This window comes from Paenibacillus sp. MMO-177 (assembly GCF_037147795.1).
Classification (GTDB): Bacteria; Bacillota; Bacilli; order Paenibacillales; family Paenibacillaceae; genus Pristimantibacillus.
The window spans coordinates 432,745-446,074 of record NZ_JBBCUR010000001.1 but is presented as its reverse complement, the minus strand read 5'-3'; the positions used below and the strand labels follow the sequence as shown (position 1 = coordinate 446,074).

Sequence of the window (13,330 nt, the reverse complement as noted above, 5' to 3'; positions counted from 1 at the left end):
ATCTTTATAGGGCTTTTTGACTTATTAGGGGGAGATCGGATCTATGATTAAAGTCTCGGATGAACGCCGCAAACAGTTGGAATATACCCGTATTACGGAAGAGGACTTGAAACGGCTCGCGGATTGCAAACCTATATTCGAGCAAGTCGTTGAAGAGGTTGTGAACCGCTTCTATGACAACATTGAACAACAACCGCAACTGATGCATATTATCTCGAATGTAAGCACCATCGAACGGCTTAAGCAGACCCAACGCGGTTATTGGCTGTCGCTGGCTTCCGGTGTCATTGACCAGGATTACATCGAGAATCGGATTACGATCGGGCTTGTCCATTCCCGGATCGGATTGACGACCGACTGGTATCTGGGAAGCTATATGACCTATCTGGATATTGCGGCCACTGTGCTGCAGCTTGCGATTCCGGATAAATGGACTTCCGTGCTGCACTCCTTGTCCAAAATGTTTAACCTGGATTCGCAGCTGGTGCTTGAAGCGTACAACCGTGCCGAACAGGCTATGATTCAGGAGCTGGCTGACCAAAGATCGGTTATGCTCACCACGATTACGGAGTCGGTGCAGCAGCTGGCCGGACTGATGACAGAGCTTGACCAAGGCGCTAAATCGATTGCCGAGGCGGCCGTGTCCACTTCCCAGTCGCAAGACCGCTCGCATGATTTGCTTGGAGATCTGCAGGAGGAGCTGGCGGGTATCACGGAGATGGGGCTGTTGATCCGCGGGATTGCAGACCAGACGCATCTTTTGGGACTGAATGCCGCTATTGAAGCGGCACGCGCCGGCGAGATGGGACGAGGCTTTGAGGTTGTGGCGAACGAAGTCCGCAAGCTTGCCGCAAACTCGCGTTCCGCGCTGGAAACCATCCAGACGAATCTGGACGAGATTCACAAGAAGATTCATTTGGTTCAGATGGAATCGGAGAAAACCTCGGTCGAAGCCCGCAATCAGGCGGCAAGATCCCAGGAGCTTGCCGTATTCGTTCATACCGTGGATACCGTTACAAAAGATTTGCGGCAATTGAATACATAACAAGAGAATAGGCATATGATATAAAGCAGGGTTTCTTCGCCAGCGCAGAAGCCCTGCTTTCGTGCTATATAAGTTGACACGAAATCCCAACTCTTGTATGATTAATCTAACAAAAATTTACTTTCATAATAACTTTCAAGACATTCGAGTTAGATAAATTAACATCAAAGGCTTGGGGCCAACTTTGGTAGTCATCAATGAAGGCATCAGGGAAGGTGCTGTACCATCATGGAGGAGGCGGTTGGCATGTCGACGGCCAAACAGTCGCAGTCGCATTATTACGATTCGCAATCATTTTACGATGAAATGTTCGAGAAAGACTTTTCGGTTCGTCCCCACTATGACAATATCCATCGGCTGTTCGCCAGAATGAAGCCGCAGGAATTGACGATGAGGCAGCATGCTCTTAATCAACGCATGATGGAGGAAGGAATCACCTTTACCCTGTACAGTCCAAACCAAAGCGAACCTCTGGAAAGAACCATTCCCTTTGACTACATCCCCCGCGTTATCCCCAAGCATGAATGGGAAGCAGTGGACCGCGGCGTCCGTCAGCGGACCAAAGCGCTTAATATGTTCATCCACGATATCTACCACGCCCAGCGCATTGTGTCCGACGGGATTATCCCAAGACGAATGATTGTATCCAACGTATATTTTCGCCCGGAAATGATGGGGTTAGACGTTCCGGGAGGCGTGTATATCACGTCCTCCGGCATAGATTTAATTAGAGACGAGAAAGGCCGCTATTTTGTCCTCGAGGATAATCTCCGATCGCCTTCCGGTTACTCGTATTTGTTCAAAGGCCGTACCATCATGAGCGAGCTGTTCCATGATTTATACTTGTCCTCTTCCGTTCAAAGCATTGAGCGCAGCCTGAACTATTTCCTACGTTCTTTGCGTTCTCTCGCGCCTAACGGGAAGAAGGATCCGTTGATTGCGCTTCTTACTCCCGGCTCTTACAATTCGGCGTATTATGAGCATACCTTCCTCGCGCAGCAGCTCGGCATTCATTTGGTTGAAGGCCGCGACCTGGTCTATAAAGATCACAAAATTTATTTGCGCGATCTGAGAGGCCTCCGTCAGGTGGACGTCATTTACCGCCGGATAGACGATGATTTTCTTGATCCGCTTGCTTTCCAGCCGGATTCGCTGCTGGGGGTTCCCGGGCTGATGAACGCTTACCGGGCAGGCAATATCGCCATAGCGAATGCGCCGGGTACGGGGGTTGCGGACGATAAGGCAGTGTATGCTTATGTTCCGGATATGATTCGTTATTATCTCGGAGAAGAGCCGATCCTGCACAATGTACCGACGTATTTGTTATCCCGGAAGGCAGAGCGAGACTACGTTCTGGAACATTTGGACCAGCTGGTCGTAAAGGAAACTTCGCTTTCAGGCGGGTACGGCATGCTGATCGGCCCAACGGCTACCCCCAAGGAAATCAAGGAGTTCGCCGAGGAGATCAAAAAAGATCCGAGCCGTTACATCGCGCAGACCACAATGAAGCTGTCGCGTGCGCCGGTTATGGTCGACGGGCAAATGACGCCTCGCCATATCGATCTGAGGGCATTTGCGCTAATGGGGGAAGATTCCGCACATGTTATTCCCGGCGGACTTACCCGAGTTGCTTTGCGGGAAGGCTCGCTGGTTGTTAACTCCTCGCAAGGCGGAGGAGTGAAGGATACATGGGTGTTAAATCGTTAATAGCTTCAATCCAGAAACGGAGGTATCGCTGTGCTTAACCGAAACGCTGAAGCGTTGTTTTGGATCGGCCGCTATATGGAAAGGGCGGAGAACCATGCAAGATTAATTGATGTCCATTATCACCTGCAGGCAGAGGATGAATTAGGCGTTGAAGCTTGCGGTCAAGACGGCGAGAGCAAAGGGGTTCCATGCAAGTGGACCCGGATTGTAGACGCTTTGGGCAGCAGAAGCGCTTACGAGCAGCAATACGGCAATTATACCGAACAAGACGTGCTTCATTACATTACGCTTGACCGGGACAACGCCAACTCGCTGGTCTCTTGCGTGAGCCATGCCCGCGGCAACCTGCGTACTCTGCGCGAGAAGGTTCCAAGCGAGCTGTGGGACACGATTAATTCCTTTTACTTATGGCTGCGCGAGAAACAGCCGGAAGACCTGATGAAGGAATCGCCTCATCTGTTCTATGGGCGGATTAAGGAATGGGCGGCTCTGTTCCAGGGTTTGTGCCAATCGGTTATGCCTCGCGAGAACGAATGGCATTTCATCGAATGCGGGCGTTTCCTCGAGCGGTCGGAGAATACGCTGCGGATTATCAAAGCGGTTGGCAATGCGGCCGTTGGCGATGGCTGGAACAATGCCGGCGCTTACCCGTACTTGCAGGCTGTCCTGAAATCGCTGAGCGGTCATCAGTCATTCCGCCGTTATTATGCCGATGGAATGTCGGTCGAGTCCATCGTGGAATTCGTTATTTTGAACCAATCGTTTCCGCGCTCCGTTCACTTCTCCTTCCATGCTCTCGACGAGCATATGAAGCAGATTGAGCTGTCGGATAATCAACTGCGTACCGCCCATGATCGAATCATCCGCCAGGTAGCGAAGGTGAAGGCGGACTTGGCTTGCCTGGAGCATGACGATATGATCGTCGACCGGAACGGATCGATCGTTGGTCATTTGCTGGAGGCGTGCCAGATGCTGGGGCATTCTTTTGCCAAAACCTTTTTTCGCATGGGGGAGGCAAGCGCATGAAGCTAAATATATCCCACGTGACGCAATACGATTACGAGGAGTCGGCGACGGACAGTGTCAATGAGATCCGGCTGACGCCAAGCACCAATGAACGTCAATCCTGCTATCAGCAGGCTATCTTCATAGAGCCGAATGCCTCGCTCTTCAGCTATGAGGATTTCTTCGGCAACCGGGTGCATTCGTTCTCGGTGAACCCGCCGCATAAGCGCTTGACGATCCGTACGCAGATGACGGTCGTAACGAGACATGCGCCTAGTCCGGAGGAGCAGGCCGCTCTGCTGAACGGCAAGCTTGCCAGAGAGGCGTGGGCATGGCTGGAGACGGAGGAAGCGGCCAACAGGTTCGCGGAGTTTCTGCTGCCGACGAATTATGCGGATGTAACGGCTGACGTGGAGCATTATGCGGATACCGTTAACGCGAAGGAAGGCAAAGATATAAGCGTGCTGAGCTGGCTCATTTCCTTAACCAGCAAGATCAGAACCGAATTTATTTATGACCCGGAAGCTACGACGGTTACAACCAAAGCCAGCGATCTGATCGAGCGCAAACGCGGGGTTTGCCAGGATTTTGCCCATCTCATGATTGCCTGCTGCCGGGTTCGTCAGATTCCCGCCCGTTACGTAAGCGGCTATCATTTTGTCGGGGATCTTCAAGGCGGCAGCGCGGATTTCGAGCAGGCCTCCCATGCCTGGGTAGAGGCTTATGTACCGCAGCTTGGCTGGTGCAGCTTTGATCCGACGAATGAATCGCCGGTTGGCGAGCGGTATGTCAAGCTGGGGCATGGACGCGACTATAAGGATATCGTGCCGGTAAAAGGGGTGTACCGCGGAAGCGGACAACAGAAGCTGATGGTAACGGTAGATGTGCGCAAAATCGAGGATTAATGCAATGACGGATAAGCAATAAGGCTGCTTTCACAGGTTCAGTTCATGCGAACCGAGGAAGCAGCCTTTTATTTTTGCGGTTAACCAAGAAAATAATCGAGCTCGACCTCAACCTCTTCGATGACAACATCCGTGATCCGTTTATCCCGCGTATATCGCCACTGCTCATAATATTCCTCTTTCATATAGACATGAACCATAAATCTTGGCCCTACGTTAAACATAACCCGGTAGCCTATGAACTTATCTTTGGACAACGGTATCACCTCGGAAGTCTTATTGCGCGTTAGTAGGTACTAGAAAAATTATAGTGAAGATAGAGAGAAAATGCTATAAGCGGGTATCCAGCTTTCATGGGCGAGTTTTCCTAAATTTTTTCTCATAATTGGTAATAGAGGAAATGATGTTTGGAGGAATTTTTATCCTGCAAAATGAAGGGAAACAGCCTGATGACGCGGATTCCCGGGCATGGCCAAAGCTAGTCCAGGGCTAGGTTTGAAGGTGTTTTTCATTCCTGTTCACAAACAAAAAACAATGGTAAAAGCTAGAAAATTAAAGGGCTGTAAGACTGGCTCCGTCTATCAATAGTGGTACTTTTTGGTCATTGCGGTGAGAGTTGGCATATATTTTAATAGGGGGTGGGAGGGATGACAAAAACATGAAAAAGCAATTACTAAGCCTCGCTATTATCGGGTCTTTACTAGGGACAGCCGGCATTGCAAACGCAAGTACGGCCTGGACCACGGCAAGCGCAGTAAAGAAATACAAGGAGTACATAAACGCAGATAGCTATGTGAAGGACGAGCTCTATAATGTGGCCGATTTCCGTGCGAAATACGGTAGTCAGTCAAACACTCTCGCTTACCAAATTGTCGAACGCGCGATCTGGTACATGGAAAACGGATATATGGTTTACGGCAGCGGTTCGGATGCTTACGGCAAATACGGCTACGAGGACTGCTCGGGCTTTGTCCGTTTCGTATTTGGCGACTTCGGCTTTAATCTTACAGGAACATCCGCGAATTACAACACGGTTGGCACAAAGGTTGCCGGTGTAGGCAAACAGAAGGTGAACGGCAAGTGGCAGCTGACCGGCATTGAAAACCTGAAGCTTGGCGATATTTTGACCTGGCAGGAAACCGATCATATTATGCATGTTGCGATTTACATGGGAACCAACCGCGATGGTCAGCCGGTTGTAATCGGCACGCGTTCGGACGGCAACCCGACAGCGCTTGGCACGGTTGACGGCTGGGAATATTGGTGGGGCGAGAACTTCAAGGAAGCCCGCCGCGTAGTCCCTGCGGCAGGATTTACTGGTATGGCAGGTAAAACGGTTAAAGCGCCTATCATTCCTGAGTCGTATGTGCTTCCGCCGCAAAAGCCGGTTCCGGCTTGGACAGGCCCATCAACTGGCGGCGATTCTACAACGCCGACACCAACGCCGACGCCAACGCCGGATCCGAAACCGTCGAATCCTTCCAATGAGAAGACTACTTACGTGGTAACGGTAAAGGGCTGGGTTAGCCTGAAAGCGTCTGCGAGCTCGAGCTCGTCCACGGTCGGCAGACTTGAGCTTGGCCAAAAAGCCGAGCTGATCAAGAAAGCCAACAGCTACTGGTATCAAATTAAAGTAAACGGTAAAACCGTTTATATCACAACAAACAGTACGTACACGAAGACAATTACGGAATAGAAGCTGAATCGGGAAGGTCATTCCTTTTTGCGTCGATTCGCGCTATAACTGGTGCTTTGGGAAGGGCTCCATGGACAAGCGCGAAGCAACGAATGGAGGAATGATTGGAGCTCCCGGTCAACATGAAAAGGGTTGTTCCCGGATGCCGATTATGGCAGGGAGCAGCCCTTTTTTAGTTTTATCAGGATTCGTTAGAGTCCGACAGTAATGTCCGTATCCGGTTATCGACAATACTGAGATCCCACGGGTAAAAGTAAACATGGTCGCCGTCATCCGCAATAATGTAGGAATAGGCGATCGGCTCATCCGTATAGAAGACCATGGAATAATAAGCCGGATCTCCGTTCTGGCTGTTCGGCGTATAAGCAGGCTTATATTCGCCGGATTGCAATAGATGAATAAAGTCCGATTGCTCCCGATTCGCAAGCGTCCGGTACGGAGCGGTTTCGCTGCCTTTATACAATTCGATTTTGCTGACCCGGTCAATAGGAAGGTCCTTAAAGCTGGGCTGGTTAAGCGTATTATAATAAGAGTTTTCCACATAGATGCGGTATCCGCCAATTCTGCTCTTGTCTTCCGCAGCAATGATCTCATCGGGTTTATAACCCTTTACCTCATACAGCCGCGTGCCGATAGCGAGAAAAGCCGCATCGCCTTCCTTGGTCCGGTAGTCAGGATTGGAGACAACATCCCCTACCTTAAACTTCACCTTGCCCGCTACGGCATCCGTTACATCGTCTCGATTAACAAGCACGCCGTCATAAAGGCCGGTATAGGTATGACCGTTAAGCTTAACGAAATCCACCCAGTCGATGTCCGCATTTCCATTAATCGATTGGGAATTATCCCTTGTCAGCGCCCAATAGGTTATTGCGCCTAATCCTAGAATAAGCAGCAGGCTTGAGCAGAGGATAACCGCCTTTTTTTGCATGAGACACCACTCTCCTAATAACGAATTAACGGGCAAACGAGCCAAATGGTTGCAACCGCAGTTGTATGGAGGCCTATCCACTTTAGCACAAGTGGCTTTAACCGGCGGAACATACACTGTGATTGGAGGGTGAATTCCATGTATGTGAAAAAGTACAAAAGCCGAAGCATCTACGGAAAGCTTAAGGTATGCCGATATTTGCAGTCTCACAAAAGCCTGAAGAAGCTTGTCCCCCATACCGTATCGTTTAGCCATAAACATATGGCTTCGATGCTGGCGGAGCATTCTGCGGTCTATGTAAAGCCGGATACGGGCTCGCAGGGGATGGGGATTTTTAAAGTTGCGAAAGCGAAAGGCTCCGGTTATACGGTCATGCATATCGTGAAGAAGCAGCAGCTAAGCCGTCATTTGAATTCAGTCAAAGCCGTATATGACCATATCAGCAGGAAGTCGGAGAGAAAGCTGATTATCCAGAAGGGCATCGCGCTCGACCGGGTGAACGGAAGGGCGTACGATATCCGGGTGATGGTACAGCGCAAGCCGGGAGGTTCCTGGACCGTGAACAGCTGTGCGGTGAAGGTTGGGGCTCCGAAGAAGATCGTTACGAATTATTATCAGGGCGGCAAGCTGTATACGATGGAGAGGCTTGGGAAGGAACAACGTCTCTCGCCAACGAGGACGGCGAAGCGAATCTCGCAGCTAAAGTCGAAATCACTAAAAATCGCAAAGCATCTCAGCGGCAAACGCAAAGGCATGCATGAGCTGGGCATCGATTTTGCCTATGACAAGAAGCAGCGCCTCTGGGTTATTGAAGTCAACTCGAATCATCCGCAGTTTTATCCCATCAAACAGCTCGACCCGCAGGCGTACAAGAAGATGAAAGAGTTCGCGAGGAGTTACGGGAGGAAGGACGCTTAATAGGGAAAAGCCGCAGTCCGGTGCCTCACGATAAGGCATGGGAATGCGGCTTTTTTTACTTCATAATTCTACAAAAACTTCCGGCTGGTCTTCTTCCCGTCGCAGCTGAACACGATCTTTTTATCCTCGACGATGGTCTCTAGATGGACGTTTTTGCCCCACAGCTGCACGACATAAGGAAGGGTACGCTCAACATATTTCAGGTCAAGCTCGGTTCCCTCATAGTTATGCTTCAGGAAGAGCTCGCCGACCCGATTGAAGTCGCCGTCGGTGACAACGATGCTCGGGAAGCCGCCGTTTACCTTGGAATAGACAAGCTGCTCGCGGATGTTTTCCCAGGATTTATCGGTAATTTTCCACTCCGGGCCTTTCTTTTCGAAAATATAGAGATCCAGTTCATCGGTCAGATTCTTCGTTAAATAATTGCGCAGGAAGGAGATGTCGGAATCTTCTTCCCGGACCTCGAAAATTTTCTCCCGGCCTTTGCCCGGCACGCGTCCGAACCGCTCCTGCTCTTCCTTCGTCGGTTTATCCCAGCGCTTCTCGATATCTTCAAAGATCTTTAGTCCGAGATAATACGGGTTTAAGCTATGGCGGGAAGGGACAACAACGGAGGAGTTCAGCTTGGCGAACTCGATGGTCTCGTCGCTTGTAAGCGACAACTCGCGGATAATGCGCTGATGCCAATACGAAGCCCAGCCTTCGTTCATGATCTTCGTCTCGATCTGCGGCCAGAAGTAAAGCATCTCGTCGCGCAGCATCGACATGATGTCGCGCTGCCAAGGCTCGAGCTTTGGCGAATATTCCTCGATGAACCAGACCAGATCCTTCTCCGGCTCAGGAGGGAACTGATTGGACGCCGGAGTGGCTGCTCCAGCCGACTCGGCGATCTCCTCAAGTGACCACAAATCTTCGTATTCCGACTTTGCCGTCTGCTTCGTGGAACGCGATTTTTCCTTCGTCAGCAGCTCGATATACCGGGTCTTATCCAGCTGATAAGGCTTAATAATGGTCGGGTCAACGTGCTCCTGAATAGCCAGAACGGCGTCAATAAACTTCTCGACGGCTTCCGTGCCGTAATCCATCTCGTATTGATGAATGCGGTCGGCGGTAGCGGACATGCTCTCCACCATGTTGCGGTTCGTTTGGCTGAAGCGGGCATTGTTCTTGAAGAAATCGCAGTGGGCCAGAACGTGGGCGACAATAAGCTTATTCTGAATCAGCGAGTTGCCCTCGAGCAGGAAGGCATAACACGGATTCGAGTTAATAACAAGCTCGTATATTTTGCTTAGACCGAAGTCGTATTGCATCTTCATCTTGTTGAACGTTTTGCCAAAGCTCCAATGGCTGAAGCGCGTAGGCATCCCGTAAGCGCCAAAGGTATAAATGATGTCCGCAGGACAAATCTCATACCGCATCGGGTAAAAATCAAGTCCAAAACCTGTTGCGATTTCCGTAATTTCATCGATGGCGTATTCCAGTGCACGGATCTCATCCTGATTCATTCCGCTATCCCCCCGTACTTGATAAATACCGTTCATACCATTTGTATGCAGGCTTCGCAGGCCGATATGCCCTGAGCGTTCAAGTAATCTCCTATTTATTTATTCGACAAATTCGTATATGATTTCCCTATTCATGAACGATAGGACTTGGGAGGGCGCAGCAATATGGAGAAGCGGATGAGAACCTTCATGCCGTTTACGTATAAAATGATGATTTCCTACCTGCTGCTTGTCTTGGTTACGGACGCGGTCATCGGCTATTTCTCGTATACGATGCTGGTGCAATCTCGTACGGAAATGGCAGAGACAAACATCAAGACGGCGATGGAGCAGACGGAAAATAACCTGAGCTACCAGCTCGACGAGATTCAGCGGATGTCCGATACGTTGTTCGGCAGCTTATCCTTCCAGCGGGCGCTGCAGAAGAAAGGCGATCCTCTCCAGACGTATCTGACGATGCTGGATGAGATCGTACCCCAGATTCAGGCGCCGCTTCATTTGTACGGCAATCATATCCGGCTCCTTGTCTATACGACAAACGGCTATCTGAACGAGGTTGAAGGAGACAGCATGTACGAGGAGATTAAGGACAGCGACTATTATATTTTGCCGTACAGCGAGATTACGGATAAGTCGTGGTTCAATGCCATTCAGGATTCGGACCGGGATAATATTTGGCTGCAGGTCGACACCGACCGGGCCTTGAACAATATCTCCCACTTTCGGAAGCTGGTCTCTTATACCGATTACAAGACGATTATCGGTTACGTTCGGATTACGACGAGGCTGGATGATTTGCTGGGGGATTTTAAAGCGTTTCCAACCGAGGAAGGGCTCATTCTTCGTCTGGTGGACACTAGCAGCGATACGGTCCTCTATCAACGGGGAGACAATGGGCATACGGACGGGGCAGCTTCTACGGGCGCCATGCCGGAAGAGGACAACGGCACTTATCTTGTCATGCAAAATAAAATTCCGAGCACCAGCTTCGTGATCGAGACGCTTGTTCCGAACAAGTACCTGAGCAAAGACGCGGCCAAGCTTCGCGGCGTTATTTTCTCCGTGTGCCTGATCAGTTTCCTTGTGATGTCGTTTATCGGATTCCTGGTGGCCCGATTGTCCGGGCGAAAAATGAGACGGATCGTCACTTTCCTCCGTTCCTTCCAGGGGGGGAGCTTCCAGAAACGTCTGCGCTTCAGCGGCAATGACGAATTTGTTCATATTGCCGGCGCGTTTAACGATATGGCGGAGAACATTCAAGACCTGATCAAGAAGGTATACGTGGAAGGCATTCAGAAAAAGCAGGCGGAGCTCGAAGCGCTGCAGGCGCAGATTAATCCGCATTTCCTGTACAACACCTTGTCGACGATAGGCAGCCTTGCCAACTTGTCGGAGGCGGAGAAGGTAACGGGAATGGTTGAAGGGCTAGCCAAGTTTTACCGGCTTACGCTGAACGATGGCCAGGTATTTATCCCGCTGGCGAAGGAGCTGGAGCAGGTGGAAGCTTATCTGGACATCCAGCGTATTAAGTATGCAGGAAAGTTTGATGTCCATATCGATATGGAACGGGGACTTGAAGATTGCAGGGTCATTAAGCTGATATTGCAGCCTTTTGTAGAGAATATCTTTAAACACGCCTGGTTTGGCAGCCATATCGCCATTCGGATCAGCGGCAGAGCGGTCGGAAATAAGGTGGAGCTGAAGGTCATTGACACCGGAATCGGAATGAAGCCGGATGTTTTGAAAGCCGTAATGGCGCAGCCGGGACAGTCGGGCGGATACGGCATCCGTAACGTGGATGACCGGATCAAGCTGCGGTACGGCGACGAGTACGGCATTGGGATCGGCAGCGTGTTTGGCGGCGGGACAACCGTACGCATTCTGCTGCCAATCGATCGTCAGGATACCGGGATTGAGGACGAGCAAAGGAGACAGCTGGCATGATTACAGTGTTACTAGTAGATGACGAAGCGATAGATCTGGAATGGATGCGGCGCAGGGTAACGGGCAGCCCCTTGCCCTTGCAGGTGGTAGGTACCGCAAGCAGCGGCTTTGAAGCCCTGAAGCTGATGGAGGATGAGCGGATCGATGTTATTCTGTCCGATATCCGGATGCCTATTATGTCGGGGACGGAGTTCGCGCGGAAGGCGAAAGAACGAAATCCTCATGTGCAGGTTGTTTTTATAAGCGGCCATGAAGACTTTCAATACGCGAAGGAAGCGATTCAGATGAACGCTTCGGGTTACCTGCTCAAGCCAGTCAAAGACCAGGAGCTGCATGACATGCTGGAGACGGTCTATAAGCAGGTCGAGAGCGAGCGGAAGCGGCATTCGATCGTAACGGAGGCCTTGTCGCTGGTGAATAGGGAGCTGATGCTCAAATGGCTGGCCGATGCGGCCGAAGAGCATGAACGCGAGCATATCGCTCCGTTCCTGGGCTCGCTCCTCCAATACGGGGCTGCAGCAGCGGTTATCGAGATCGATGACGTAGAGTGGAAAATTCCCGAGCAGGAGCGGCGCAGCCAGACCCGCAGCATCTCCGCCTTTATCGAGCAGTTCGTCGGCGATCATAACGGAGGTACGGTGCTGGTCAGCCATGATCAGCGGATTGTTATTCTCTCGCCCATTTCCGATGACCGGTTTAACGCGATGCTGGAGGAGCTCGTTGGCGAGGTCAGCCGGCATTTCCCGGTTACGATCACGGCAGGAGCCGGCAGCTCCGCACGGGATACGGAGGAGCTGCGCGAATCGTTCCGGCAGGCTCAGGCGGCCCTTAGCGCGAAATGGCTGCTTGGCAAAAACCGGCTCATCAAGGATGCTTCCGGCACCCCGCGTGAGGACAAGCTGGAGCCGAATGTCGAAGAGAACGTTGAGCGGATGCTAACCGCGATTCTCGATTATGACCTTGTAGCCATAGATGACCAGCTGCTGAAGTTGTTCGGCAAGAACGAAAGCGTATCCCAGAAGCAGTATGCGTACGACTTGATTATCCGGGTTACGTCGAAGCTGCATGCCGATCTGCTGCAGCAAAACGAGAATTTGTACGAGCTGCTGAAGTGGGATGCGCAGAAGGCAGCCGTTCTGTTCCAGTTCGAGACGATAGACGATATCCTGTCCTGGCTGCGCAGAAGATTTTTTGAGCTGTCCGAGCTGCTGTACGTGAAGCGCCAGAAGCAGAAGCGCAAGCTGTTCGACAACATTATGGCGTTTGTGGACGAGAGGCTGGAGCAGAAAATTACGCTGAAGGAAGTAGCGGCGCATTTTGATTTTACGCCTAATTATTTGAGCACCTTGTTCAAGGAAGAGACGGGGACCTTATTCAGCGACTGGCTGAATGAACGGCGAATGGACCGGGTTCGGGAGCTGCTTGCGGATCCCTGCCTGAAGGTGTACGAAATAGCGGAGCGGGTAGGCTACAAGAACATCATTTATTTCAACCGGCAGTTCAAGCAGTTTACCGGCATGACGCCGGGCGAGTACCGGAAGAAGCATAAAATCTAGTCCGTTTGTCCTTCATTCATAAGCCTGCGGCTGTTTTTCCAAGCCTGCGGGCTTTTGTTTTTTTCAATCCGTATAAACTAAACTTTCTGGCCGAAATCGTAGATTAAGTATTACTTTT

Annotated in this window: 11 protein-coding genes; 8 read left to right on the top strand and 3 right to left on the bottom strand. The window is 50.9% G+C overall.

What is annotated here, in order from left to right:
* Positions 1 to 43: 43 nt before the first annotated feature.
* The 4 genes from WFK81_RS01885 to WFK81_RS01870 all read left to right on the top strand — a co-directional run bounded on the left by WFK81_RS01885 (position 44) and on the right by WFK81_RS01870 (position 4,662).
* Positions 44 to 1,045 carry a globin-coupled sensor protein gene (locus WFK81_RS01885; RefSeq protein WP_336784763.1) on the top strand — a complete coding sequence of 334 codons (1,002 nt, stop codon included), beginning with the start codon at positions 44 to 46 and terminating at the stop codon, positions 1,043 to 1,045.
* A 246-nt stretch (positions 1,046 to 1,291) separates the two neighbouring features.
* Positions 1,292 to 2,752 (top strand): circularly permuted type 2 ATP-grasp protein, encoded by a 1,461-nt coding sequence (locus WFK81_RS01880; RefSeq protein ID WP_336784762.1) that lies wholly within the window; start codon positions 1,292 to 1,294, stop codon positions 2,750 to 2,752.
* A 30-nt stretch (positions 2,753 to 2,782) separates the two neighbouring features.
* Complete coding sequence (locus tag WFK81_RS01875; protein WP_336784761.1) at positions 2,783 to 3,778, top strand: alpha-E domain-containing protein; 996 nt, start codon at positions 2,783 to 2,785, stop codon at positions 3,776 to 3,778.
* Positions 3,775 to 4,662 (top strand): transglutaminase family protein, encoded by an 888-nt coding sequence (locus WFK81_RS01870; protein WP_336784760.1) that lies wholly within the window; start codon positions 3,775 to 3,777, stop codon positions 4,660 to 4,662. The genes WFK81_RS01875 and WFK81_RS01870 overlap by 4 nt, the downstream gene beginning before the upstream one ends.
* Positions 4,663 to 4,742: 80 nt before the next feature.
* Here the strand turns inward: WFK81_RS01870 and WFK81_RS01865 are convergent, their stop codons facing one another.
* Positions 4,743 to 4,919: a hypothetical protein gene (locus WFK81_RS01865; protein ID WP_336784759.1), complete on the bottom strand. Its 177-nt coding sequence runs from the start codon at positions 4,917 to 4,919 to the stop codon at positions 4,743 to 4,745.
* A 401-nt stretch (positions 4,920 to 5,320) separates the two neighbouring features.
* On the opposite strand from WFK81_RS01865, the gene WFK81_RS01860 reads away from it, so the two are divergent.
* On the top strand, positions 5,321 to 6,358 hold the full coding sequence (locus tag WFK81_RS01860; protein WP_336784758.1) for a C40 family peptidase: 1,038 nt from the start codon (positions 5,321 to 5,323) through the stop codon (positions 6,356 to 6,358).
* A gap of 181 nt (positions 6,359 to 6,539) precedes the next feature.
* Here WFK81_RS01860 and WFK81_RS01855 read toward each other — a convergent pair whose 3' ends face one another.
* Positions 6,540 to 7,289 carry a hypothetical protein gene (locus WFK81_RS01855; protein WP_336784757.1) on the bottom strand — a complete coding sequence of 250 codons (750 nt, stop codon included), beginning with the start codon at positions 7,287 to 7,289 and terminating at the stop codon, positions 6,540 to 6,542.
* Between the two features lie 138 nt (positions 7,290 to 7,427).
* On the opposite strand from WFK81_RS01855, the gene WFK81_RS01850 reads away from it, so the two are divergent.
* Positions 7,428 to 8,207, top strand: a complete 780-nt coding sequence (locus WFK81_RS01850) for a YheC/YheD family protein (protein WP_336784756.1) — start codon at positions 7,428 to 7,430, stop codon at positions 8,205 to 8,207.
* A gap of 68 nt (positions 8,208 to 8,275) precedes the next feature.
* Here WFK81_RS01850 and WFK81_RS01845 read toward each other — a convergent pair whose 3' ends face one another.
* On the bottom strand, positions 8,276 to 9,712 hold the full coding sequence (locus WFK81_RS01845; RefSeq protein WP_336784755.1) for a SpoVR family protein: 1,437 nt from the start codon (positions 9,710 to 9,712) through the stop codon (positions 8,276 to 8,278).
* A 165-nt stretch (positions 9,713 to 9,877) separates the two neighbouring features.
* Here WFK81_RS01845 and WFK81_RS01840 point away from each other — a divergent pair, with 165 nt between their 5' ends.
* A complete protein-coding gene (locus WFK81_RS01840) occupies positions 9,878 to 11,656 on the top strand; it encodes a sensor histidine kinase (protein ID WP_336784754.1) in 1,779 nt (592 codons plus the stop codon).
* The gene (locus WFK81_RS01835) at positions 11,653 to 13,212 is read left to right on the top strand and encodes a response regulator (protein ID WP_336784753.1); all 1,560 of its coding nucleotides are present in this window, start codon (positions 11,653 to 11,655) and stop codon (positions 13,210 to 13,212) included. The genes WFK81_RS01840 and WFK81_RS01835 overlap by 4 nt, the downstream gene beginning before the upstream one ends.
* Positions 13,213 to 13,330: the final 118 nt, after the last annotated feature.

Coding starts and splice junctions, on each gene's coding strand:
- WFK81_RS01885 (WP_336784763.1), top strand. CDS start 44: ATGATTAAAGTCTCGGATGAACGCCGCAAACAGTTGGAATATACCCGT.
- WFK81_RS01880 (WP_336784762.1), top strand. CDS start 1,292: ATGTCGACGGCCAAACAGTCGCAGTCGCATTATTACGATTCGCAATCA.
- WFK81_RS01870 (WP_336784760.1), top strand. CDS start 3,775: ATGAAGCTAAATATATCCCACGTGACGCAATACGATTACGAGGAGTCG.
- WFK81_RS01845 (WP_336784755.1), bottom strand. CDS start 9,712: ATGAATCAGGATGAGATCCGTGCACTGGAATACGCCATCGATGAAATT.
- WFK81_RS01860 (WP_336784758.1), top strand. CDS start 5,321: ATGAAAAAGCAATTACTAAGCCTCGCTATTATCGGGTCTTTACTAGGG.
- WFK81_RS01835 (WP_336784753.1), top strand. CDS start 11,653: ATGATTACAGTGTTACTAGTAGATGACGAAGCGATAGATCTGGAATGG.
- WFK81_RS01855 (WP_336784757.1), bottom strand. CDS start 7,289: ATGCAAAAAAAGGCGGTTATCCTCTGCTCAAGCCTGCTGCTTATTCTA.
- WFK81_RS01850 (WP_336784756.1), top strand. CDS start 7,428: ATGTATGTGAAAAAGTACAAAAGCCGAAGCATCTACGGAAAGCTTAAG.
- WFK81_RS01840 (WP_336784754.1), top strand. CDS start 9,878: ATGGAGAAGCGGATGAGAACCTTCATGCCGTTTACGTATAAAATGATG.